Here is a 22,621-nt window from a genome sequence, read left to right as displayed (position 1 = left end):
CGTACGTGTCAGCGCATTGCCCACCTGGTGACAATAGTTGCATTGACTAACGAAGGCGGCGCGCGAGTCCTGACTGGCCCACGGCAGTGTGCTCAGGTGCGCCGAGGCCGGTAGACTCTCCGACAGTTCGGCTGCAACGGAATGACGCTCCTGCACGAAGTCAAGGCGTTTCTGTGCATCCAAAGACAGATCGATGTTCTGAGTGACATCCTTGAAGTACGGTGTGTGCGCGCGAATCTGCAATTTGCCGACAAAGTCGACCGTAATGCTGTAGTGTCCATTCGGGTCGGTGTAGACCGTATCGCGGCGCTTTCCGGCTGCGTCGAAGACCGTGACCATGGTGCCGGCAAGGGGCTTGCCCCCACTGGAGACCGAGCCGGCAAGTGTCCCGGCTTTGGCGCTCAGGCTGAAAGCCTGGACGCCCAACAGCAGTAGACAGAACAGCAGTTTCGAGGGTCTATTTATCATTAAAGACTCCGGTGAACCTATGTGATCGAATTACATGGCGGCGAACCACTCGCGCGCTCCGTCGGCGATCACTCCATCATCCGGGGTCCCGGTCCACGGGGCGATATCCGTGATCGACATACTGCCACTCCCATCCCGAATGAACGGGCCGCGACGTGTTTGACACATAACGCGTCACACGCAAGGAAAATTTGATTCGTTAGGATGTCTAGTTAATATCATCGACAACATAACGCCATTTCAATCGAGCGGAATGATCAACGGCCCCCTGAAGGCCTGCATGATGGCCGACGCCGGCAAACCATGACTCAGGAGCTTCGCCATCGCATTCATGTACTGCGTCGCGTGACGGAAGTATTTCTTGTAGCCGGCGCATAGATAGTTCAGGCCCGGCTCACCGTCCGGTGTCACCATGAATCGATTCTTTGGACATTCGCCATGACAGGCGAAACGGTAGTCGCACTTTCGGCAATAGTCCGGCAGCGACTCCTCCTTTGCAAGACCGAATGCCTGCTGGGCGGGCGACGTCATCATCGCCACGGGATCGTCGTGCTGTATGTTTCCGAGCTTGTATTGCGGATACATGAAGTGGTCGCACGAGTACACGTCGCCGTTGTGCTCCACGATGGCGGCCTTGCCGCAGCGTGGGGAAAACAGGCACACGCCAGCCGGAACCTGGCACCAGGAGGCTAGCGCCCACTCGAAGTTCATTACATGCACTCGCCCGACGTCGTTACGAACCCATTCGTCGAAGATGGCGATCAAAAAATCGCCGTAAGCTTCGGGCTCGACGCTTTGAGCCGTCACGGCACTGGCCGGGTCCGTCTCGCTTTGTCCGTGACGAGACAGCTTCGGGGGAATTGCATGGGACAAGCCGAAGCGAATTTCCTGTGGACGCGGCGCCCGCTCCACGACGGGATTGAACTGTAGGTGCCGCACGCCGCTTTCTTTCATAAAACGGTAAATCTCGAGCGGGTATTTAGCCACGTCGCGTGCCACCGTCACCAGAACGTTGAACTCGACTCCGTGGCGTTTCATGCACGCGAGACCACCCATGACATCGTCGAAGCTCGAGCGGCCCTGCTTGTCGGGCCGGTACAGATCGTGCACCTCGCGCGGCCCATCCAGGCTCAACCCTACCAGGAAGCGCTCACGCGCAAGGAACTCGCACCAGGTGTCATCCAGCAAGGTGCCGTTGGTCTGGAGGGTGTTGCGGATCGCCCTGTCACCGGCAAATTCGCGCTGGTAAGCGACGGCGCGCTCAAAGAAATCAAGCCCCATCAGCGTTGGCTCCCCGCCTTGCCACGTGAACTCCACCTCGGGTGTCGTCTGCGCCGCAATGTAACGCTGCACGTAGCTGCGGAGCACCGGGTCGGGCATCCGGAAGCGCTCGCGCGCCGGGAACAGATTTTCCTTCTCCAGGTAAAAGCAATAGCTGCAATCGAGATTGCAGAGCGGGCCAATGGGCTTGGCCATCAGATGCAGCCCTTGGGGAGATTCGGTAAATTCTTGCATTTCGCTTCCTTCACGCTGTGGTACCCGTATGGCTGGGCTTTGTAGCCGCAGCCATCCGAACACCAGGCAAACTGGCCAGCGCACAGTCCATGCGCCGGCCAGCCGATTCGCTATCGAGTCACGCTGCGAGCCTACTCGGTATAGTGGATATGAACGTCATGAATCGTGCCGTTGAAGACAAAAGGCGTCTTGTCGAAAAAGTCCAGCGACACCGGCGAACCATGATCCGCGCCGACTTCGAAAGCTCCGTTCGCGCTAAACGCGAACGGCACCGTGTAGGGAACGCGCCCTTTTGCAACAAGCTTGCCATTGACGCTCAACGCGACGTCGGCTGCCGCCGCCCGCCCGCCGCCCGCCATCGTGAAATCAATCTCGATGACGTTGTGTCCCGCCTGCAGCTTCTCCGGCGCCTGGATGCGCGTGCGCACCAGCGACTCTCCGTTGTATTCGTACACGAGGTGACCGTCCTTCACATAGAGCGCGACGCCGCCGCCTGTATCGCCGAGCGAAAAGAGCACGCCATTGGCCTGAGGTGGAACGTCCACGTCCACAGTCACGCGGTGATTGCGCGAACGGATATTGGGTGCGGCGAACTCCGGGAGGCTGCCTATGTCGGGAGTGAAATGAAAGTCCGTCCTGCCGTCGTCGCCCGGGCGATCGTTGGGATGGAGCACGGCATAAAACGCTGCTCCGATCGGGTAGACGTGGTTGTCCCTGGCATCCTGGTCAAACAGCTTCTTCAGTTCGGCCAGCTTTTCAGGATGCGCGTCGGCCACATCCGTCGACTGCGAATAATCCTTCGCAAGATCGAACAGCGACCATTTGTCTTTGTCGGGATTCCACTTCAGCCAACCGAGCTTGTCCCCAATTGCAGGCTTGCCGAGCAGGAATGCCAGCTTTCCCGCCGGGGTCAGCAAATCGGCAAAGTCCGCTTTCCAGGGTGTACGCGGCCCAAAGACCGAAGCGATCCAACCGTCTGCGTATTCGGCGCGACTGCCGAGCACCTCGAAGTATTGGTGCTTCTTGTGGGTCGGCGCATCGGCATGGGTGAAACTGTCGGCGAAACTCATTCCGTCGAGCGGTTCCTGCTTGCGGCCATTCACGACTTCGGGCGGGGTAATCCCGTCCACGTCGTAGATGGTGGGCGCGATGTCGTTGACGTGCAGAAACTGGCTGCGCACCACGGTATCGTGCCGGAACCCCTTGGGCCAGGACACGGCCAGGGGCACCCGCGTTCCTCCGAAATATCCCGCCACCAGCTTGGTGCCGACAAAGGGTGATTCGCTGGCCCATGCCCAGGCTGCGCTGTAGTGCTCGTGGAGCTTCGGACCGCCAAGCGCATCCAGGCCACCGTAGTACTTGTTCAGCGCGTCCATGTGCTGACGGACCGTAGTCGGAATACCGTTTGTCGCAATTAATTCGTTGATCGAGCCTTGCATGCCCTCCGCCGAGGCGCCGTTGTCCGAGAACACGTAGAAGATCAGCGTGTTGTCCCGCAGGCCCAACCGTTCAAGTTCGTCAACGACCTTGCCCGCCTGGGTATCCGTGTGTTCCAGGAACCCGGCATAAACCTCCATCAGCCGTGCCTGAAACTTCTTCTCTTCCGGGCTCAGGCTGTCCCACGCCGGCAGATCGGCCGGCCGCGGTGTCTGCTTCGTATCGGCTGGAATCCAGCCAAGCTGTTTCTGCCGTTCGAAGGCACGCGCTCGATACGCGTCCCACCCACTGTCGAACTTGCCCTTGTACCTGTCAGCCCATTCCTTCCAGACCTGGTGCGGGGCATGCACGCCGCCCGGCGCCCAGTACATGAAAAACGGCTTGTTCGGCTCGAGGGCCTGATGTTGATCAAGCCAGGTGACGGCCTGCCTGGCGAGGTCTTCCGACAAGTGGTATTTGGGATCGTTCGGCACCGGCAAGGGCGTGGTATCGCTGTACAGGTGTGGGTGATACTGGTCGCTTTCGCCTCCGAGGAATCCATAGAAGTGCTGGAAACCGTAGCTGGTGGGCCAGTGGTCGAACGGCCCCATCGGCGAGGTTTCTCTAGGCGGGGTGTTATGCCATTTCCCGAACGCCGCCGTGTTATAGCCATAGTCCTTCAGCACCTCCGCCACCGTGGCGGCACTCCTGGGCATGACGCCGGTATAGCCGTCGAAGTCGGCCATCAATTCGCTGATGCTCCCATTGCCGACGCGATGGTGATTGCGGCCGGTCAACAACGCGGCTCGCGTCGCCGAGCTGATGGCGGTGGTGTGAAAGCGGTTGTACATGATGCCTGTTTGCGCGATCCGGGCGAATGTCGGGGTGTGAATTTCGCCACCGACCACATCGGATTGGGCAAAGCCGGCATCGTCGAGCATGATGACAAGCACATTCGGCGCGCCGGCACGCAGATGCGACGGCTCTTGCCGCCAATGGTGCGTCGAGTTGTCCAGCGATGTGCCCGCCACGCTCGCGCTGGGGGGGCGAGGAAACGGCAACTCGCCGCCCGTGGCGCCAGCCTGCGCAGTAAGACTGCCGCCGAGAGCCAGCACGCCCATCGACAGCATGCTGAAACGAGGGAGATAGTTGCGTGGAGAGCGCTCGTTCATTGCCCGATTCTCCGTTTGTTCAGCGTTACTCATCCGTCTTGATCTCCAAAAACACTTTCGATTCAGCACGCCGGTCCGGCAATGCCCTCAGCACGCGCAGCTCATCTTCGTAGGTTCATCACTCAGGTCCAGATCTGCTTCGACTCGACGATCATGACCTTCATGAGCAGCGACCGGGACATGCGGCGCAGGTTACAGATCGATCGGGCTGCCGGCCCTACCAGCACGACGCACTTGCCGCTCTGGACGGCGTCGACGATCGACTCGCCGACCAGACGCGGATGTGCGCTCTTGGTCCGATAAAAGTGCGCGAATCGTTCCATCCGGCTCTGCGTGATGCTCCGTCCAACATTCGCCTCATCAGTCGGACGTGCAACCACACACGCCCGACTTCGAAGCGACATTGCGTACGTCAGAACGTGTGACGCATGCCGATGTTCACGGCGGTAGTTGACGTTCCCGCAGGCACGAACTGGCCGTAGCTGATCATCGTGCCCATATTCCCCTTGTTATCGACGTAGCCCACCTGAGCATAGAGCGTCGTCGATTTCGACAGAGAGTAGTAGCCGCCCCCGGCGACCTCGGTGGACTTGTTGGCCGAGTTGTTCCGGTCTTTCAGGTAGTACACGCCGCTTGTGACTTGAAACGCAGGGGTGAACTGATATCCAAGGCCAGCCGAATACATGTCAAGGTTCACCAGATTCGAATGCGCCGGGTTCTTGCCGTTGGCATACGAAGCGGACACGGAAAAATCGTGAATCGTGTACAGCGCGCCAAAATAGGCGAAGCGATTGTTGTTGACTCCGGTCGGCGGCGTCGTTGCTGTAGGACTGGGATTGGTATCGTGGCCGTTGTAGTAGAGCGCCGTGAGGTGGAGCCCGTAGTTCGCGTACTTCAAGACGGCCGACTCTCGCGTGCCGCCCTGGAAGCTGCCGGGCACGCCTCCTGGAGCGTATTCCAGCGAAGCGCTTGCACCGTAAAAATTGGGCGACTGGTAGACGATCGCGTTGCTGTCGTACAAGGCGCCGATCGGCCCGTTAGTGCTGGCGAAGTTGAAGCCCGCGGCCTGGTTCATGCCGATCCACGCGGTGAAGATACTGCCGAAGTAGTCGCCGCCACGGACGTCGGTCTCCGCCATAGCCAGCGCCATCGGCGCGAATTGCCGGCCCATGGTGACCGATCCAAACGGACCGGAGAGGCCGACGGACGACACCATGTTGAAAATCGAGTTTGCGCCGGCCGTGTCGCCAAGACCTACCTTCCCGTTGCCGTTCATGAACGAACTTTGCAGACGGAAGTTAACCGCGTAACCGCCGCCAATATCCTCGGTCCCTCTCATGCCCCAAAAGCTCGCGTAGATCCCTCCGTTGTTGAAGGCAAAAACTTTTCCCTGGTTTTTCGCCCCTGGGATCGGCGCGGCAACCGACTTATTCTGATACAGCAGGCCTGAATCGATTGCGCCGAACAGCGTCACGGAGGACTGCGCGTGCGCGGCCCCTGCGAATGCCAGAAGTGCCGCCGCACCCACCAACTTCATCTTCATTTCGTCTCCTCTACTGGTTTTTGCTTGATATGAACTGCAAGTCTTGCTGCTCGAAACTGCATCGAAGACGTTGTCGCGTGGCACTATGCCGTCAAAAAGTAGTCCTGAAATTGATCACGCAACCTATTCTTCAACACCTTTCCTGTGGCGCCGAGCGGCACGCTGTCGATGAACACGACCGCGTCCGGCCGGGCCCATCTGGCGACCTTGCCTTCAAAGAACGCCAGCAACTCGTCACCGACAACCGCACTGCCAGGCTTTTTCACGATGAGGAGCAGCGGGCGCTCATCCCATTTGCGGTGCCGCGCGCCGATGCAGACGGCGCTGGCCACGTCCGGGTGCTGGCTTGCGACGTTCTCGATGGCGATCGAACTGATCCATTCGCCACCTGATTTGATGACGTCCTTTGCGCGGTCGGTGATTTGCATGAAGCCGTCGGAGTCGATCTTCGCGATGTCGCCGGTCGGGAACCAGCCATCACGATGGACTGGCGCTTCCGCACTGCCGAAATAGGAATCGACGACCCATTGTCCGCGCACCATCAGTTCGCCTGTGGAGGCGTTGTCCCAAGGCATCTCCTGACCGTCGTCCCCGACGATCTTCATGTCGATGCCGAACACAGCGCGGCCCTGCCTGGCCTGTATCGCCACCCGCTCATCGGGCGGCATCGAGATTTGACACGGCTTGAGCGAACAGACTGTGCCCAGCGGACTCAATTCGGTCATGCCCCACGCGTGGAGAACGTCGACGCAGTGAACTTCCTGGAACTCCGCAATCATGGCCGGGGGGCACGGAGCGCCGCCGATCACCGTGCGCCTCATCGAGGAGAAGCTGTGCTGATGGTCATTGACGTACGCAAGCAGGCCCTGCCAGACCGTGGGCACCCCGGCTGACATCGTGACGCCTTCGGATTCGATCAATTCGTACAGCGATTCGCCCTTCAGCCAGGGACCTGGGAACACCAGCTTTGCGCCAACCATGCAGGCGACATACGGCAAGCCCCACGCGTTCACGTGGAACATCGGCACGACTGGCAGGATCGTGTCCCATGCAGAGCAGCTCAGCGCGTCAGGCAGCGCGGTCGCGAAAGTGTGCAACACCGTAGAACGGTGGCTGTACAGCACACCTTTCGGATTGCCTGTCGTGCCGGAGGTATAACAAAGCGACGAGGCATCGTTCTCGTCGAGATCTGGCCATTCGAAGTCGTCGTCGCAAGCGTCAATCAGATCCTCGTAGCACAGCACCGGCTCCGGCAAGTCGCAAGGCGGCACATGTGTGCGGTCTGTCATCGCCACGTACACCATCGGTTTCGTCAAACGAGGGGCAATCGCCTGCACGACCGGCAGCAGATCGACGTCGAAGAAAAGGATGCGATCTTCTGCGTGTTCGATCATGTACACGATCTGATCGAGGTGCAGCCGCGGGTTGAGCGTATGCAACACGGCACCCGAGCCGGATACCGCGTAGTACAGCTCCATGTGCCGATAACCGTTCCACGCCAGCGTGGCGACCCGGTCGCCGGAGAGTACGCCAAGCCCCGCCAGTGCATTGGCCATGCGCCGCGCGCGTTGCGCAAGATCGCGATAGCGATAGCGATGAATGTCTCCCTCGACACGCTTCGAGACAATTTCCCGCTCGCCGTGATGCCGCTCAGCGTGCGTCAGCAACGTCGAGACAAGCAACGGCTGCTGCATCATTAGGCCCTTCATCTGATATTCCCGGTCAGTGACTATGACCGTCATCATCCGCGGGCTCGCGGCGTCGAACGACATCCGGAGTCGACATCGGCAGGTCACTTCGAGACATGTCAGGGATATTCCTGAGACGAGCCTGCCACCTCGCCCCTGTTCTCCCGGCAGCCGGAGTTGGCCGGCACCGATACGTGGTTGAGGGCTGCTCGGCGGCCAGGGCGGGCAAATCGCGTCGGGGATATACGTGCGGCGCTGACACGTATGAGCGCGAGCGGAGCGGCATCTCCAAGAGAAGCGCGTTACGTAGACGACCGGAGAAGCGAGCATCGGCGAGACCGCTGCTCGCCAGCTCGGTTGCGCGCGTGTCCGGCGCGGGTGGGGAAAACAAATCGGGACTGCAGCTTATGCAAATCTTGCCTGGAACCCAGACTGTGCAGCATCCAGTTCGCGCACCAACCGGACGATCCACGGTATTCACTTGCGACTCCGTAGTTTGGCAACATGCGCGCGAACGAGATTGCCGTTAACCCTGAATGACGCGCGATCGAAGTCTTCGAGCGCTACCATCACGACCCAATATTCATCCCGACCTGGAAACACTCGTTCGCATCGTTGACTATCCGGCTATGATCTTCGCTTGTGGCTCGCCAATCGATATCCGCAGCTGATATACCCATATCACTTCTGGAAACCGAGGGATTTCCCCGATTTTGTCGACCATGTCGCTACAGCATCTTGCTCAGGGACACCCCAATCTTTCACAAGCAGCATTCATCGAATACCATTTCAATAATGGGGATGAAGCAACAAATGACTTCGGCATCGCAAAGGCGTATTCCAGCGCGTTATTTCGTATTACTTTTTAACGCCCTGCGTGTGCAGGGCGTAGACGCGGCGCGCCTGCTGTCCATCGCCGGGATCGATGAAACAGCTTTCAATCGGCGCGACAACACGCTGTCAATGACCGAGGTGAATGTCTTTGTCCGGGTAGCCCATGAACTCACGGGCCGGGACGATCTCGGTTTTGAGCTCGGTCGGCTCGTCAAGATGAACTCGCACGACCTGCTTGGCTATGGACTGCTCAGTTGCCATACCGCGCACGAAGCAATGTGCATGGCGAGCCGGCATCACCACTTGATGATAGAGACCTTTGCTCTGCACTACCAGCGTCGACCCGGATCGCCAGGCGAAGCGACCTACACGCCGACGATCGCGATGCCCGAAGCGACCCTGCGTTTCCTCCTTGAAGCGTTGGCGATCGCACTTCAGAATCAGGTGCGACTGATGCTCGGCGCCGACCTTCCGGCCTTTGATATTTACCTGTCGATGCCGGAACCAGCACACGTCCAACGCTATCGGGCACTGGCGCCCATACGCTTTCATTTTTGCGAGAATGCGTTGCCCGGCGTGCGCGTCGTGATGGGTGCCGAGCTGCTGGATAGACCTCTGCCGATGGGCAACGCGCAGGTCGTCCAGCAAGTCGATGAGCAGTGCAGCCTGCTGGGCACGCGCCCCGCAACTGGCCATTTTGGCTGGGGGGAATACGTGGAGATGGTGCTGCGCGCAGCCGAGGGCGAGCACGTGACGCTGGAAGATCTCGCACGCCGCCTCAATGTGTCGGCGCGAACGATAGACCGCCATCTGAAGTCGGAAGACCTGGCATTTCGCGACCTGTCGGACAAAGTGCGGTTTGAACGCGCCTGTGAACTGCTCCGCACCCCCGGTGTGACGATCAGACAAGTGGCGTTGAAGCTCGGCTTCAGCGACACGGGTAATTTCAGGCGCGCGTTTCGACGCGTGGTCGGCGTCAGTCCAACTGAATACTTGAATAGCAACGGACAATCGTTCGCGGCATAGTCGACCTCCGCATTCCCCTCGCGGCTCCTTCGATGCCCCCGCTTGACCGCGGCCTTGCCTCGCAACTCCGGTAGATCCTCCGGCATATCCACTGACCCTTGCGAAACCGTTTCTTGGTGCTGCGTCAGAAACCCGTAGCCGATAATCATTGCGGCCGGGCCGAATGGAATCGTGAGCGCGGGCAACGCGTCCGTGCTCGAATGAAATCCGCAGCGCCTTGGCTTGCCCGTCAGAGAGCAGCGTCAGTATGCTTTGGGCCACGCTCATCGTCAGTTCCAGCAACTGCGAAATATTGCCGGCATGGCCAGTCACTAACGATATGCACACAAACGTTGTACCGGTGCGCTGATCGCTTTCCGTCGTTACCTCCAGGCCGGGCCGGATGGCGGTAACGTATTTGCTGACACTGGCAAGTGCGTCCTCGACCGTTGGGCAATTGCGTATTTCCAGGGTCAACGGACCCAGAATGTCGATGCCCTGGCGTGCCGCCAGGCGCATGCCGAACCACCGCCTGCAGCTACGCGAAAACACGGATGGCTCGGTGTAACCCAGCAGATCGCACCGGTACAGGCACATGCCGGGCGCTAGCAGCGTCGGCGGCCGCCGAGCAGCCCTCAACCACGTAACGGTGCCGGCCAACTCCGGCTGTCGGGAGAACAGGGGCGAGGTGGCAGGCTCGCCTCAGGAATATCCCTGACATGTCTCGAAGTGACTTGCCGATGTCGACTCCGGATGTCGTTCGACGCCGCGAGCCAGCGGATGATGACGGTTATAACCACTGATCGGGAATATCAGATGAAGGGCTTAATGATGCAGCAGCCGTTGCTTGTCTCGACGTTGCTGACGCACGCCGAGCGGCATCACGGCGTGCAGGAAATTGCCTCGAAGCGTGTCGAGGGAGACATTCATCGTTATCGCTATTGCTATCGCGATCTTGCGCAACGCGCGCGGCGCATGGCTAATGCACTAGCGGGATACAAAATGTGCGTCATCAACAGGCATTCGATCTGGCCAGGGAACGAGCAAAGTGGAGAGTAAGCACAGCGACCATATACTGGAAGTGGCCATCGTCGGCGCCGGCTTCACCGGCCTGGGCGCCGGCATTCAGCTCAAGCGCGCCGGCATCACCAGTTTCCGGATTTTTGAACAGGCCGCTGCAGTGGGCGGAGTCTGGCGCGACAACCGTTATCCCGGCCTGTGCTGCGATATCCCCTCGCATTTGTATTCCTACTCGTTTGCGCCAAATCCGGATTGGTCGCGCCGCTACGCTCCGGGGCCGGAAATCTGGGCTTATCAACTGCGCTGCCATGAACAATTTGGCATGGCCGGCTTCATCAGTTATGGGATGGAAGTCGTGGCCGCGACTTATGACGAGCAGGCCGCGCTATGGGTAGTGGATTTTCGTAACGGCAAACAGGTACGCGCACGCTACTTGATCTCGATGACACGCGGTCTGTCGCTGCCGCAATATCCGCGCATCGAAGGCATCGAAGCATTCACCGGCGCCACCATGCATACCGCCTGCTGGGACGAGCATGTCGATTTTCGAGGCAAGCATGTCGCTGTGATCGGCAACGGCGCCAGCGGTATTCAGGCGATTCCGCAGTTGGCCAAGGTCGCGGCATCGGTCACCGTGTTTCAGCGCACGCCGAGTTGGGTCTTGCCAAGAAAAGACCACGCCTATTCGCCGCTCGTCAAAGCCCTGTTCCGCTGGCTGCCGGGCGCGCAGCGATTGCACCGCCTGCAATTGTTCCTGACACAGGAATTGATTTACCCGGCTTTGAGAAATCCCGACGGAATCATGCATAAGGCACTGACATGGCTGGCGACGACCAACCTTAACCGCACCATCAGCGATCCGGTTTTACGTCAGAAGTTGACGCCGAATTTCCAGGTCGGCTGCAAGCGCGTGCTGGTGTCCGACGACTATTACCCTAGCTTCCTGCTGCCGCATGTCAGTTTGCAAACCGCGGCGATCACGGGGGTGACGGAAAATGAGGTGATCTGCGCCGACGGCAGCCGGCATCGCGCCGACGTGCTCGTGTATTCCACCGGGTTCAAGAATATCGGGGACATGCCTTTCGCCATTACCGGCCGACACGGCAAGACGCTGGCGCAGGTCTGGGGCCAGGAACCGGCCGCCTATCTCGGCCTCTTCACCGCCGGCTTCCCCAATCTGTTCACGGTGCTCGGACCGAATAGCGCCTTCGGCCATCAATCCGCGTTGTTTGTCATCGAACGCCACGTCAACTATATCGTGCGCTGCATCCGTAAGGCCGGCCGCAAGCGTTGGCGTTCGATCGATGTGCGGGGCGACGTGCAGCACAACTATAACGAGCTGATGCAACAGCGTTTCCAGGGCATGGTCTGGACCGGCAACTGTCCCGTCTGGTTCAAGAATGAGAGCGGTCGCATCGTGACCAATACCCCCGATTCCGGGTTCGGCTTCTGGCGCAGGCTGCTGCGCCCCAATTTCAGCCATTTCGTCGTCGAGCCTGCCGGTGAAGGTAGCCGGACAAGCGACGGCGTATAGCGAACCGCGTCTGAGAGAAACCCTATGGCAAGCATACCGATCACTGACGGGCAACTCCACTACGAAGTCCAGGGCGCGGGCGCCGAGACCATCGTCTTTCTGCACGGCATGCTGTGGGACCGGCACCTGTTCGACGCCCAGGTCGCCGCCTTGCAGAGCCGTTACCGTTGCGTCTGCGCGGATTTGCGCGGGCACGGGCGCAGCAGCACCGTATCGGACTGCGACCTATACACGCAGACCGACGATATCGCCGACCTGATCCAGGCGCTCGGTGGCGAAGCTTGTCACATCGTCGGGCAGTCGATGGGCGGCTTCGTCGCATTGCGGCTGGCTTTACGCTACCCCGCACTGGTCAAGTCGCTCACCCTGATTGGCAGTTCCGCCGAAGCGCCGACGGCCAATGACCTTCGCATGAGCGGCATACTGGTTTTTGTCGTTCGCTGGTTTGGCATCAGGCCGGTTGCAGGCAAGGTGATGGATATCTGTCTCGGCGACAAATTCCTGGCCGATCCTGCCCGTGCCGTGTTACGGCAGGAAATTCGACAACGCATCCTCGACAATGACGTCGCCGTCCTCTTGCGCACGGCGATGGCAGTGAATGCGCGCGACGACCTCAGTCATGAACTGCACCGTATCACTGTGCCGACCCTGGTCATGGTGGGTAGCAACGACAAGGACAGCCAGACCACACCGGCGCATGCCCAACGCCTGCACGCAAAGATACCCGGTTCGCGGCTGGTCGTGGTACCGGCCGCCGGTCACTTTCTGCCGATTGAAGAGCCGGAGGCAGTCAATCTGGCCCTGATCGATTTTTTAGCCACATCCTTCTTATAGAAAGCAGCGAACATGAGTATGAAAAATCTTGCAGGAAAGAATGTCCTGATCACCGGCGCCGGCTCCGGCATAGGCCGCAGCACGGCATTGGCATTTGCACGGCGCGGCGCCAGGCTGGTGCTGTCGGACATCAATCAAGACAATCTCGCCAAAGTGGAATTTGAGATCGCCGCGCTCGGCGCCACCTGCCTGGCGCTGCCGGCCAACGTCGGTGACGACAACGCAATGCGCGCATTCGCCGACGAGGTGCATGCCCGGGTCGGCGCGGTCGACGTGCTGGTCAACAATGCCGGTATCGCCTATTGCGGGAACTTCCTGAACAGTCCGCCCGAGTCGTGGCAGCGCTTGTATGATGTCAATGTCAAAGGCGTGCTCAGCGGTTGTTATCTGTTCCTGCCAAAAATGATCGCGGCTGGCGGCGTGCGCCGAGTGGTCAACATTGCATCAGCCAACGGCTTTGCGCCGCTGCCAACGCTGGCGGTCTATTCGGCAAGCAAGTTTGCGGTGCTGGGGTTTTCCGAAGCGCTGTCGATGGAACTCGAAGATACCAACGTCGGCGTCACCGTGGTCTGCCCAGGTGCGATCAACACGGCCATCACCACGGGTGCCGGCGTCGTCGCGCCATCGGTGCCCGAGGCGCAGAAGCTGCGTTTGCAGGAGTATTACCGAAACCAGGGCACCTCGCCCGACCGGGTTGCCGACGCGATCGTCGACGGCGTCATGTGCGGACGTAATATGGTCGTGGTCGGCACGTCGGCGCGCCCCAGCTATCATGTGAAGCGCTTGTTCCCGTCGATCTATCGAAAGTTCGCCATTGCTACTTCACGCAGGATGGGATTTTTGTAATACAGAAACAACGTCACGCGCTCGATGTGCGCGACTGCGTAGAGCTCAAAATTTAGCCATTGAGGATTTTCCGTACCTGGGAATGGCTGTTTTGTGGCCACGTTATCGTTAGAGCAGGCTGTTGAAATACCTCCTGCGGGTCGGCAGGACGGCCTGGCTGGGCCGTCGACGAACGTTCAGCCCGTGCGCTGCGAAGGTGACGCCACACCCACCACGAGACTCGAATAAGCCGATGCACATAGTCGGCGATCGAAAAATCGAAGGTGCCGCGCAGATTAATACCTTCCAGCGACGTCGGGGCGATGCTGCGCAGGTGTTCAGGTAACACAGGCTGGTTGCCGGGCTTCTCGATCGTGTCGAGTGCGCGTTGCATGTGCTGCGTATCCCACGCAATGACTGCATTGGTCAGCAACGTCAGCGCCGAGGCGACCGCCATCATCGAGTGGCGGTGACGGTGACGCGTGAATTCGACCTTGTCGCGTAAGCCGTGGTGCATATCATGCTGTCAGGTGTCCAAGCGCACTATCCCACCGAAGCTCCAGCCATTGACTATATTGCTCGTGCGATACAGCTATCGTGGTTTAATTGCTGTTGAAGATCGCTAATTCTGCTAGCGGTGCCCATAAGGGCGCTAATGGCGTCCGTTAATTCTGCTAGCGTGGCTTTTCCATCGGAACACGAACGCTCTGCCCGGAACGACTAACGAGGCGCAGCACGATACTTCGGTTGTTGACGTCGAAACACTCACTTGATAAGGAATCCGACTCAAATCAGAAAGTCTCACCCCGGATGGCGTTTTCGTTCACATCAACCGATTGGCACCGCCCGAATATCGAATTAATTGACCTTCGACAATCTCGCTTGCCGCCGCCTGTGGCTGGCGCACCTGTCGCGTCGATCGGCAGCCACATTAGCCGAATTAGAGAACACACCGGACGCGCTAGCAGGATTAACGAACATCCTCCTGCTCACCCGTTGCCAAAACGCAACGGAGGACAGAACTGGCAATCTTGCCTCGTCGCCCTACCTGGCGGGCCCTGCGGCTCCTCTCCCATTAGCAAATACTGTGGACATCGCTAACAGAATTAACGGACGCCAACAGCTGCTGTTAGAAGCGGCCCATCCCGCCGAATGGGCCGAAATTTCCAGGTCAATCCAATCACCAGCACCGCTCCGCTAGCTACGCAGATAATTCGGTGTGAGCGCGGCGCGTCCGGTATTTCAACCGGATGGCGTTTCGACCGGAACACCGCTCCGGGACGTTAGCGTCTCGCCCTGCATACTATCGACGCTGCCGCCGCGCTCGCAGACCCACGCGAACGCCCATTGTTGGGCAACCTCGATCGCCTCGTCCTCTGTGTCGAAGTAGGAAAGATCACGCTCGATGTGCATTTCAACGTCAACTTGATCGTCACTCGAAGCGCGGACCAGTCGCGCGTGTGCGAAGTACTTCCCAAGGGAGAAATCCGGAGTCGCATCAATGATCCACCCACGGTACCCGCATTGCATGATTACCTCCGATACCTAGCCTATTCGGGATTCGAAATGACAAAGCATGGATTCATCCGATGGTAATCGCTAAGCCTCCTTCCCAGTCAAAAGTTCATCGGTGGCCGATCTTCCGGTCGGATGCCACGCCTGGCGAACCGGCGGCCGGCGCGCATTTTTTGAGCGTAGCTTCCAGCTGAGCTAATCACCCGGGCTACTCCCATTGATTCAACTCGCAATCGCCAAGTCGTCGGCCAACGTTAGCCAATATCAATCGGGCGGCTCGTGGATCGCTGCTGCTCCTGTTTCGGCACCGTCAACGTCAGGACGCCGTTGTCAAACTTTGCGAGCGCGTGGTCGGGATCGGCATTTTCCGGCATCGGGATTGTGCGCGTGAAGGCTCCATATGCGCGCTCAAGTCGATAGCAGCCGTCTTCCTCACTGTGCACATCCTGCTTCTTTTTGCCACGCAATACCAACGCTCCGTCCTCGACGCTAACGGTCAAGTCCTCCCGCTCCATGCCTGGCAGTTCGACGGTCACGCGCAGTATCTTTCCCTCGTCAACCACGTCGATGCGCGGCTGGAATCGCGATGAACTGAAATCGCCAAACCATCGTTCGAGCGCGCCGCGCGCCGCGAACGGATCATGAAAGAAATCCTCCATCGCACGCCACGGATCACGGGGGAAAGGTCGCGTAATGTCCGGCCACGGGACACGTGACGGTTCGCTGTCCGGCGGGCTTTGTGCACTGTCCGCCTCGGGCTTGCGTCCTGAACCGCGGAGAAATTTGAAAGGGTTCCACTTTTTAGGATCGGTGTTCACTTTAAGCTCCTCGACGCTCTGGCAAGTGAACCGAAGCGTGACGATCTGCATCTGCGCCTCGACGAGCCGGGCGGTGGCGACCTCGCGGCCGCCACCGGTTTTTTCTCCTGTCGTCGTTGCGGCTCTGCCGGGCTCAGTTCGTCTGCACCTCGATCCGGCGTGGGCGTGCTTCGTCGCGTCGCGGAATCGTCAGCTTCAGCACGCCGTCCTGCAGGTTTGCATCGATCTTCGATGTGTCGAAGTCCGGGCTCAGCGAGAACGCGCGCGCGAAATGCGGTTCACGGATCTCGGCATGCTGCAGCCGCAGACCGGCGGGTGTCGGCACGACCGCTTCGGCCTCGATATAGAGATTGCCGTCGTGCACCTTCACGTCGAGTTTGTCCTTTGTGACGCCTGGCAGATCAGCCCACAGCGTGATGCCCTGGCTGTCCTCGAATACATCGACGGCCGGTGTCAGCGTCATCCGTCGTGCCGGCTGGTCGCCCTCACGTCGTGCTACTGCTTTCTGGTCGCGTTCAGCAACCTGTGTCCTGTCGTTCATGGCCTGCTCCTCGAATAACTGACGTTACTGGACGATGATGGCCCGCGGCTTCGACGCTTCGCGCTTGCCGACGCTGATCGACAGACAGCCGTTGGTGTAGCGCGCCTGCACCCTGTCGGGGTCAGCATTCTGCGGCAACTCGATCACGCGCCGGAAACTGCCGGTGAAGCGTTCCTGTGCATAGGTTCGAGTTTCGTCGCGGGTTTTGTCATCGTTCCCGGTCTGGGCAGGCTTGCGCTCACCGCTGATGGTCAGCAGGCCCTTGTCGATCGACACGTCGAGGTCGGCCAGCTTCAGACCCGGCGCGAACGCGACGATTTCGATAGAGTCCTCGGTGGTACCGATGTTGAGTTGTGGAAAGGCCCCGAAGCGGCCCGACCGGATGCTGGACGGGAAGCCGCCGAACAGGCTGTCCATCTGCCGCTGCAGACGGTCAAACTCACTGAACAGGTCGGTTCCGGAAAAGAGATCACTCATCGTATCCTCCTTCGATACAGCGAGGAGGCGAACGGGCCTACGCGCTCCAGTCCGCCTGCCACGCCGCTGGCAAACAAATCGAAACACGCAGTGCACCGGTTATGACCGGCGCATCTGCCTGAGCGAAATCAAAGATAGAACCTACGGAGAAAAATTCAAGGGGCGGTGGTGAAATTCCGGTCTTGAAAATCGCCTGCCAAGTCCTATTATCGCGGTGCATTGCAACGGAACCGGAGGACACCATGGAATTCGATTCGGACTGGCTCACACTTGGCAGACACCGCGTCCGGCTGCGCTCGGCCAGAGGCTTTCCGACGGAATTGATGCGTAGCGTGGCGGAGGTCGTGCAACTCGCGATCGACAACAACATGAGCGCCCGCGCGCGGCTGGTCGAGATCGTCTTCCAGCACGAACAAACCTACGACATCGCTGTCGGCACGACACTGACCGAAGACCGCGTTTGTGCGCCGCAACTGGAAGCGGCGATTGCGGTGGTGCTCGGCCTGCTGCCGGATCAGGTGAACATCATCGTGACGACAGTAAGTCAGGAGGAAGTCGACCTGCACTTCGGCGTGTATGAGCGCATGCTGGCCGAGAAACTGGGCGTGGTGCCGCCAATCCAGTGATCTTCGGGCGATTGCGCTTAGCCGCAGGAGCAGCCTCCACGAAACAGGTCAGAGGCTACACCCTGAATCATCAGGAAACAGGAGACCAAAATGAAGATCCTGTTCATGACGAGCGTAGCGCGTACCCCGCCAAAGCCCGCGAAGCGATGCATAAGAACGGGAAGGCTGGCTGACGGGTGTGCTGTGAACCGCCTCTGACCCAAAGCAGCCAGCCTCTGGCAAACCAGGCGGTTCACAAGCCGGATGGGAGCAGAATCATGAAAGAACGCTCGCACGCACTGCTGGCGTCGGCCGTCCTGGCCGTTGGCTCAGCTGCTGCTGCGGTGGCCGCCGAGCCGCCCCTGAAAACACTGCCGTCACAACAGGACATTTGGATCACTGGCACGATCCGGGGGGCAACGGGCAGTACGCGCCGGGTGAACATACGTCGCTCCGGCTGGACCGACCGTCAACCTCGCCCTGCAACGACAAGGTCGTGACCATGGGAAGGCAGGCATACTGGAGCGTTCGCTTCTGCCGCCTTATCTGGGGCAGTAGGTCGCGGTCAAGGGGCGCATCCTCTGTCCGGATTCCGGTATCCGGTTTACGCCGACGCCCGATTTCCTGTTTCCAATCTATTGACGGCAGTCGGCCCCGCCGTACCATAACAAGGTCCGGGACGCGACAGGCGTTTACCTGCGTTCAGCCGGCGACGCCCTGATGAATACCGTTTCCCCCAGATACATCGGGATGGATATGGTTCGTGCGGTACGTCCCGAAGTATTGGATGCAATCGTCCAGAGCATTCCGGTACGCCGTCTCGGAGGGGCGTCGGAAATTGCATCCCGACCGATCTGCAGTAGGCCGTGGTGGGTGCGGAACCTCTCCCTTGAAACACCACCGATAGGCCACCAATAGGGCTGCGCTCAAGAAAACAGCGGCAAGGATTCGACGGCGGTCTGGCGCCAACGCCGCGGCGACGCAGATCGACCGGGCCGTGCAGCGGTTTTCCCGGTAGCTGAACCGAGCCGCCGGTTCAGATCCGACAGCATCCGGCAGACAGACGTGCGAGCCGGCATCCCCGTCAGTGCCAGTTCAAGCTGGTCCAGCAGTTCCGGTAGACTCACTCCCCCTGCTCTCTTTCGCGCGAACGTCCGCTTCTGCCTGAGTCCACTCCCCTTCTATAGCTGTCGAGATACGCGCTGGCATCGACATCACCACCAATCGTCGAGCTCCAGCGACATCTGTTTCCTCGTGCTTGCGCCAGGAGCACGGTCGGATGCATCGCCCTTTGGCAACGGTGGCTTCAGCACATCGAGATGGAAAACCACACCCACGCCGATCCGGACAAAGCCATCATTCTTCCCGCTTCGAGCCCTCGACGCTTTTCGGGATAGCGATGCTGCCCACTACCTCCTTCGCCACCCTGTTCACGCAGCGTCCGCCAGCATCGAGTGACGACAGTTCGCCGCGGCGCACCGGCATGCGTACTGCGCCCGAACGTCTTCATCCAGAGGATCGTCTGTCGCCAGCAAATACTCGATAAACAGTTCTTCACCGGCCTCGATCGGCCGGAGCGTGTGGATGAAGATGCGCCCAGCGTCTTCAATGGTCTCGCAGTTCGGGGCGCAGGCGTGATTCAGCCAGCGCGCGCTATTGCCGCCGCGACTCCCGTCGATCACGGTCCCGTCCGACAGCCCGAAGAGAAACGTATGACCTGCGATGCCTTCGCGCTGGTGACGCCGCACCGCATTGCGCCACGACGTTATTTCACCCTTGTACTGGAGCACGCGCTCACCCGCCGCGAGCGGACGAATGGCGAACACGCCTTTGCCGTGAACTGCAGACCGCCGGACAATCACGCGCCGCATACGCTTTCCTTTCCCGATGTCAGCGCCAGTATACGAGCAGCAAATTTCCGCATCCAGTGTGATGGGATGAGCACGCGCTTGCCACGTTCGGGCACCGGCGGGCATATCGAAGCTGGAGAATCGAGGCATTTGACCCGCAGGTATCCCGGAATGACCCACCGATCGCCCGCGAAGAGATCCAGCTTCAGAAAAGCTGATTACCCTGCTCATGCAGGCTGCCCCACTTCACCGTGCTCACGAAGGTCCTGCCTGTGGTGTCGAGCGATTCGATCATCGCGCGTTGCCCGCGTGCTTCCGCAATGACGCGCACGATGCGCGTCCGGTAGCGCAGTAACACACCGATCGTTGGGCAGGAGATTTCGCGCCCGGTCCGCGATCGTTTCTTTTCCATACGGCTATCGATAGAGACATGCAGCGAATCGAAGGGGCCGCGGTACATGGCGGCATCTCGCACTGATGCTACCAGGCCGACCGGTCGAAGTCCAGGCCTTGCCCGATCACGCCGTGCCGTTGCTGCCGCCAGCACCTGTCCCGACTACCCTGCCGGCAGCCGCGCCATCGGCGGAAATCCGGCCGATGGCGCGCATCCGGTCTCAGGCGCCGTTCACCGCATCCTTGAATGCCTTGCCCGCCGTGAACTTGACCGTCTTCGCAGCCGGGATCTGGATCTCGGCGCCGGTGGCCGGGTTGCGACCGACCCGCGCGGCACGCGCACCGGTGGAAAACGAGCCGAAGCCGATCAGTTGCACCGTCTTTCCCTTCGTCAGCGCGCCGGTGATGGCCGCGATCACCGCGTCAATCGTCTCGCCGGTCGCGGCCTTGCTGTCTCCGGTCTTCGCGGCGACTGCATCCACCAGTTCCTGCTTGTTCATTGTGACTTCCTCGTTGTGGTTGAAATCTCGTCACCCTACCCGATCGGCACGCCTTCGCGCAATCGGCACGCAGCGGCATGTGGTCCGCGACAGGCCCGTCGTCCTGTCGTGCCGGACACGCAGCGGGTGAAGTCGCCTGGGGAATCTGGTTCGCGCACGGTCCAAGACGCTGACCGCGAATCGTCAACGCCCGGGTTCTGCGCCGGAGGCCCAGTGTTCCCCGAGGGTCGACCGGCGCAGACCGCCGAGCACGTCCCTGCGTTTTCAACGTCTTCAATTGCGCGTGGCCGCGCGCTTCGCGGCTGCGGTCACTCCATGTCAATCCAGTCCCGCGTCCTCAGGTCACGCGTCGGCGCACCGCGTCATCACGCCAGGTGCGATCCGGCGACGTCATCGCTCACACAAGCAAAGTTGTTACTACCGTTGTGCAGCGCAGCATTTCCCATGGCCGCGCTTCCACAAAGGCCTCAGCGCGCCACACCTCGTCAACTAAATTTGTTACCACTGTGCTGCCCGGCTGCAACTAACTTTGTAACGCAATACCGTCGATGGCCGTCCTGCTGCAGCGAAACCGTCGCGGTATAAACGTTGATCAGACTCTCTGCAGCTAAGGCGCAAGCCGGCCACTTTCGGACAATCGGCACCGTCGCTCGGATCGTCGACACCCACCCATTAGCGGGCCCGGTGTCAAGTGAGCAAACAACACCTTCGACTGCCTGAGCAGCCGATTTCGATTGCACTGACCGAATGCAGTAGCCGAGCGCACCCGTTTCTTCGATTCATGGCTGCGACGGATCGCGCCAGACACCCATCAGGCTCAAGCGATCGGCGTACATCGGTTGCCTGTCGCCCTGGTGGCTCTGCCACCCCAGAAGAACTTTGGTGCCGCAACGCGTCCATTGGGCTCGCACAATAGTCGTGGTTGCCAGAAGGTCGGCACCAATCCAGAGCTGGCTCGCGTTGCAGGCGATCCGCGTTGCTGCACATCGGGGACGGCGGCACAACATCCCATTCAATTGGGTGGCTTTTCGCCAGTCAACGATCAGGGCTTGCCGGTCGCCGTCGTAACTTTTACGCGAAGCAGCGGCTCACATCAAATGGCTTTCGCTCCTTCAGCATGTGGAAACACGCACGGGCGAGCTTGTGGGCCAGGGCCTTGCGTGCGATCACTGAATTCGTCCTGGCTTTCTTGCGCTCGTAGAACTGCCTGGCTTCGACGCTAAAGTGCATCGCGAAGTTGGCCGCCTCGATGAATGCCCAGCTCAGGTATGGATTTCCGTTCCTGGTATTGCCTTCGCCTTTCTTCTTGCCGTTGCTCATGCGCTGGCTGTCCACGCACCGTGCGTAGGAGGCGAAGTTGCCAGCGCTGGCGAAACGTTCGATGGTGCCGGTTTCCAGTAGGATCACGGTGGCGAGCGTCTGGCCGATGCCGGGCACCGTGGTCAGCAGGGCGTAGTCCGCGTGTGGCGCGACCTTTTCCTGAAGACGCTTTTCCACGATGGCGATCTGTGCGGAGAGCGTCGTGATGACCGCGACGTTGGCGCGGACCGCGAGCGCCACGTCGTCTGGGAGATGCAGCTGGTCGACAGCGGCCTGGTCCAGTTTCTTGACCTGATTGCTCGTGATTCGCGTGCCGTACTGACGCGCCGTTGTGTTCTCGACGGCGAGGATGTGGCTGGTGCGGCTGCGCACCAGTTGCATGCGTTTGCGGGCGAGGTCACGCACCTCACGGTGCTTCGCCGGCAGGATGGTGCCGGTAGGCAGGATGCCCAGGCGCAGCAGGTGGGCCAGGTAGCGCGCGTCGGTCTCGTCACCGCTGTGCTTGAGCCCATCATATTTTTTTATTGCCGTGGTGTTGGCCAGATGGACCACGAAGCCGGCAGCCTGCAGGCCGTCGACAAGCCAGTACCAGTTGTACGTGCTATAGAAATATTTCTATAGGACATTTTATGGACGCCCCGGGATTATGCATGGTTTGTTATTGAGCGGATTGGATTGCGCGGCGTAAGTGCCAATGTGAACTGCAGTGCAAACCACGCCGCGCGACCCATCCGGATGCGCGAGCCTC

Annotated in this window: 18 protein-coding genes and 5 pseudogenes; 7 read left to right on the top strand and 16 right to left on the bottom strand. The window is 60.0% G+C overall.

Translation table 11 applies throughout. The annotated features are described in order from the left end of the window. From GNZ12_RS37855 to GNZ12_RS37830, 6 genes are all read right to left on the bottom strand, one after another. On the bottom strand, positions 1–468 hold a 468-nt coding region (locus GNZ12_RS37855; RefSeq protein WP_172317319.1), incomplete at its 3' end, for a carboxypeptidase-like regulatory domain-containing protein. Between the two features lie 240 nt (positions 469–708). After that, complete coding sequence (locus tag GNZ12_RS37850; protein WP_328806126.1) at positions 709–2,067, bottom strand: anaerobic sulfatase maturase; 1,359 nt, start codon at positions 2,065–2,067, stop codon at positions 709–711. Between the two features lie 47 nt (positions 2,068–2,114). Further along, positions 2,115–4,520: an arylsulfatase gene (locus tag GNZ12_RS37845; protein WP_268959089.1), complete on the bottom strand. Its 2,406-nt coding sequence runs from the start codon at positions 4,518–4,520 to the stop codon at positions 2,115–2,117. Positions 4,521–4,693: 173 nt separating this feature from the next. Beyond that, complete coding sequence (locus GNZ12_RS37840; RefSeq protein WP_172317315.1) at positions 4,694–4,894, bottom strand: hypothetical protein; 201 nt, start codon at positions 4,892–4,894, stop codon at positions 4,694–4,696. Between the two features lie 89 nt (positions 4,895–4,983). Beyond that, positions 4,984–6,114, bottom strand: a complete 1,131-nt coding sequence (locus tag GNZ12_RS37835) for a porin (protein WP_172317313.1) — start codon at positions 6,112–6,114, stop codon at positions 4,984–4,986. Between the two features lie 83 nt (positions 6,115–6,197). After that, a complete protein-coding gene (locus GNZ12_RS37830; protein WP_172317310.1) occupies positions 6,198–7,823 on the bottom strand; it encodes a 3-(methylthio)propionyl-CoA ligase in 1,626 nt (541 codons plus the stop codon). Between the two features lie 792 nt (positions 7,824–8,615). Between GNZ12_RS37830 and GNZ12_RS37825 the strand changes: the two genes are divergently transcribed. Beyond that, the gene (locus GNZ12_RS37825) at positions 8,616–9,662 is read left to right on the top strand and encodes an AraC family transcriptional regulator (RefSeq protein WP_172317307.1); all 1,047 of its coding nucleotides are present in this window, start codon (positions 8,616–8,618) and stop codon (positions 9,660–9,662) included. A gap of 183 nt (positions 9,663–9,845) precedes the next feature. On the opposite strand, the pseudogene GNZ12_RS45680 reads toward GNZ12_RS37825, so the two are convergent. Continuing rightward, positions 9,846–10,160, bottom strand: a pseudogene (locus tag GNZ12_RS45680) (AraC family transcriptional regulator ligand-binding domain-containing protein); the annotation flags it as partial. A 297-nt stretch (positions 10,161–10,457) separates the two neighbouring features. Between GNZ12_RS45680 and GNZ12_RS37815 the strand changes: the two are divergent. The 4 genes and pseudogenes from GNZ12_RS37815 to GNZ12_RS37800 all read left to right on the top strand — a co-directional run. After that, a pseudogene (locus GNZ12_RS37815) lies at positions 10,458–10,634 on the top strand (long-chain fatty acid--CoA ligase); the annotation flags it as partial. Positions 10,635–10,689: 55 nt separating this feature from the next. After that, a complete protein-coding gene (locus GNZ12_RS37810; protein WP_172317305.1) occupies positions 10,690–12,195 on the top strand; it encodes a flavin-containing monooxygenase in 1,506 nt (501 codons plus the stop codon). 24 nt (positions 12,196–12,219) lie between these two features. Continuing rightward, positions 12,220–13,029 (top strand): alpha/beta fold hydrolase, encoded by an 810-nt coding sequence (locus GNZ12_RS37805; protein ID WP_172317303.1) that lies wholly within the window; start codon positions 12,220–12,222, stop codon positions 13,027–13,029. Between the two features lie 18 nt (positions 13,030–13,047). Further along, positions 13,048–13,875 (top strand): SDR family NAD(P)-dependent oxidoreductase, encoded by an 828-nt coding sequence (locus GNZ12_RS37800; protein ID WP_235994013.1) that lies wholly within the window; start codon positions 13,048–13,050, stop codon positions 13,873–13,875. A 223-nt stretch (positions 13,876–14,098) separates the two neighbouring features. Here GNZ12_RS37800 and GNZ12_RS45795 read toward each other — a convergent pair. The 5 genes and pseudogenes from GNZ12_RS45795 to GNZ12_RS37775 form a co-directional block, all read right to left on the bottom strand. Then, positions 14,099–14,332: pseudogene (locus GNZ12_RS45795) on the bottom strand (Tn3 family transposase); the annotation flags it as partial. 764 nt (positions 14,333–15,096) lie between these two features. Beyond that, positions 15,097–15,384, bottom strand: a complete 288-nt coding sequence (locus tag GNZ12_RS37790; RefSeq protein WP_216673519.1) for a hypothetical protein — start codon at positions 15,382–15,384, stop codon at positions 15,097–15,099. Positions 15,385–15,623: 239 nt separating this feature from the next. Next, positions 15,624–16,187, bottom strand: a complete 564-nt coding sequence (locus tag GNZ12_RS37785; protein WP_172317323.1) for an Hsp20/alpha crystallin family protein — start codon at positions 16,185–16,187, stop codon at positions 15,624–15,626. Positions 16,188–16,320: 133 nt separating this feature from the next. Continuing rightward, positions 16,321–16,728 (bottom strand): Hsp20/alpha crystallin family protein, encoded by a 408-nt coding sequence (locus tag GNZ12_RS37780; RefSeq protein WP_063499330.1) that lies wholly within the window; start codon positions 16,726–16,728, stop codon positions 16,321–16,323. A 24-nt stretch (positions 16,729–16,752) separates the two neighbouring features. Then, entirely contained in the window at positions 16,753–17,205 is a 453-nt protein-coding gene (locus GNZ12_RS37775; protein WP_172317299.1) for an Hsp20/alpha crystallin family protein, read from the bottom strand. A 242-nt stretch (positions 17,206–17,447) separates the two neighbouring features. Between GNZ12_RS37775 and GNZ12_RS37770 the strand changes: the two genes are divergently transcribed. Then, positions 17,448–17,831 (top strand): hypothetical protein, encoded by a 384-nt coding sequence (locus tag GNZ12_RS37770; protein ID WP_172317297.1) that lies wholly within the window; start codon positions 17,448–17,450, stop codon positions 17,829–17,831. Between the two features lie 699 nt (positions 17,832–18,530). Next, positions 18,531–18,656: pseudogene (locus GNZ12_RS44765) on the top strand (beta-ketoacyl-ACP reductase); the annotation flags it as partial. 584 nt (positions 18,657–19,240) lie between these two features. Here the strand turns inward: GNZ12_RS44765 and GNZ12_RS37765 are convergent. The 4 genes and pseudogenes from GNZ12_RS37765 to GNZ12_RS37750 all read right to left on the bottom strand — a co-directional run. Further along, entirely contained in the window at positions 19,241–19,681 is a 441-nt protein-coding gene (locus GNZ12_RS37765) for an SET domain-containing protein (protein ID WP_172317295.1), read from the bottom strand. Between the two features lie 184 nt (positions 19,682–19,865). Next, a complete protein-coding gene (locus GNZ12_RS37760) occupies positions 19,866–20,072 on the bottom strand; it encodes a hypothetical protein (RefSeq protein ID WP_172317293.1) in 207 nt (68 codons plus the stop codon). A 202-nt stretch (positions 20,073–20,274) separates the two neighbouring features. Beyond that, on the bottom strand, positions 20,275–20,553 hold the full coding sequence (locus GNZ12_RS37755; protein ID WP_172317291.1) for an HU family DNA-binding protein: 279 nt from the start codon (positions 20,551–20,553) through the stop codon (positions 20,275–20,277). 1,071 nt (positions 20,554–21,624) lie between these two features. Further along, a pseudogene (locus GNZ12_RS37750) lies at positions 21,625–22,476 on the bottom strand (IS110 family RNA-guided transposase); the annotation flags it as partial. Between the last annotated feature and the right edge of the window lie 145 nt (positions 22,477–22,621).

The sequence above is a fragment of the Paraburkholderia solitsugae genome, from assembly GCF_013177695.1.
Lineage (GTDB): Bacteria > Pseudomonadota > Gammaproteobacteria > Burkholderiales > Burkholderiaceae > Paraburkholderia > Paraburkholderia solitsugae.
This window is presented reverse-complemented; position numbering and strand designations above follow the sequence as displayed.

Coding starts and splice junctions, on each gene's coding strand:
- GNZ12_RS37845 (WP_268959089.1), bottom strand. CDS start 4,520: ATGGGCGTGCTGGCTCTCGGCGGCAGTCTTACTGCGCAGGCTGGCGCC.
- GNZ12_RS37840 (WP_172317315.1), bottom strand. CDS start 4,894: ATGGAACGATTCGCGCACTTTTATCGGACCAAGAGCGCACATCCGCGT.
- GNZ12_RS37835 (WP_172317313.1), bottom strand. CDS start 6,114: ATGAAGATGAAGTTGGTGGGTGCGGCGGCACTTCTGGCATTCGCAGGG.
- GNZ12_RS37830 (WP_172317310.1), bottom strand. CDS start 7,823: ATGAAGGGCCTAATGATGCAGCAGCCGTTGCTTGTCTCGACGTTGCTG.
- GNZ12_RS37825 (WP_172317307.1), top strand. CDS start 8,616: ATGACTTCGGCATCGCAAAGGCGTATTCCAGCGCGTTATTTCGTATTA.
- GNZ12_RS37805 (WP_172317303.1), top strand. CDS start 12,220: ATGGCAAGCATACCGATCACTGACGGGCAACTCCACTACGAAGTCCAG.
- GNZ12_RS37800 (WP_235994013.1), top strand. CDS start 13,048: ATGAAAAATCTTGCAGGAAAGAATGTCCTGATCACCGGCGCCGGCTCC.
- GNZ12_RS37790 (WP_216673519.1), bottom strand. CDS start 15,384: ATGCAATGCGGGTACCGTGGGTGGATCATTGATGCGACTCCGGATTTC.
- GNZ12_RS37780 (WP_063499330.1), bottom strand. CDS start 16,728: ATGAACGACAGGACACAGGTTGCTGAACGCGACCAGAAAGCAGTAGCA.
- GNZ12_RS37775 (WP_172317299.1), bottom strand. CDS start 17,205: ATGAGTGATCTCTTTTCCGGAACCGACCTGTTCAGTGAGTTTGACCGT.
- GNZ12_RS37770 (WP_172317297.1), top strand. CDS start 17,448: ATGGAATTCGATTCGGACTGGCTCACACTTGGCAGACACCGCGTCCGG.
- GNZ12_RS37765 (WP_172317295.1), bottom strand. CDS start 19,681: ATGCGGCGCGTGATTGTCCGGCGGTCTGCAGTTCACGGCAAAGGCGTG.
- GNZ12_RS37760 (WP_172317293.1), bottom strand. CDS start 20,072: ATGGAAAAGAAACGATCGCGGACCGGGCGCGAAATCTCCTGCCCAACG.
- GNZ12_RS37755 (WP_172317291.1), bottom strand. CDS start 20,553: ATGAACAAGCAGGAACTGGTGGATGCAGTCGCCGCGAAGACCGGAGAC.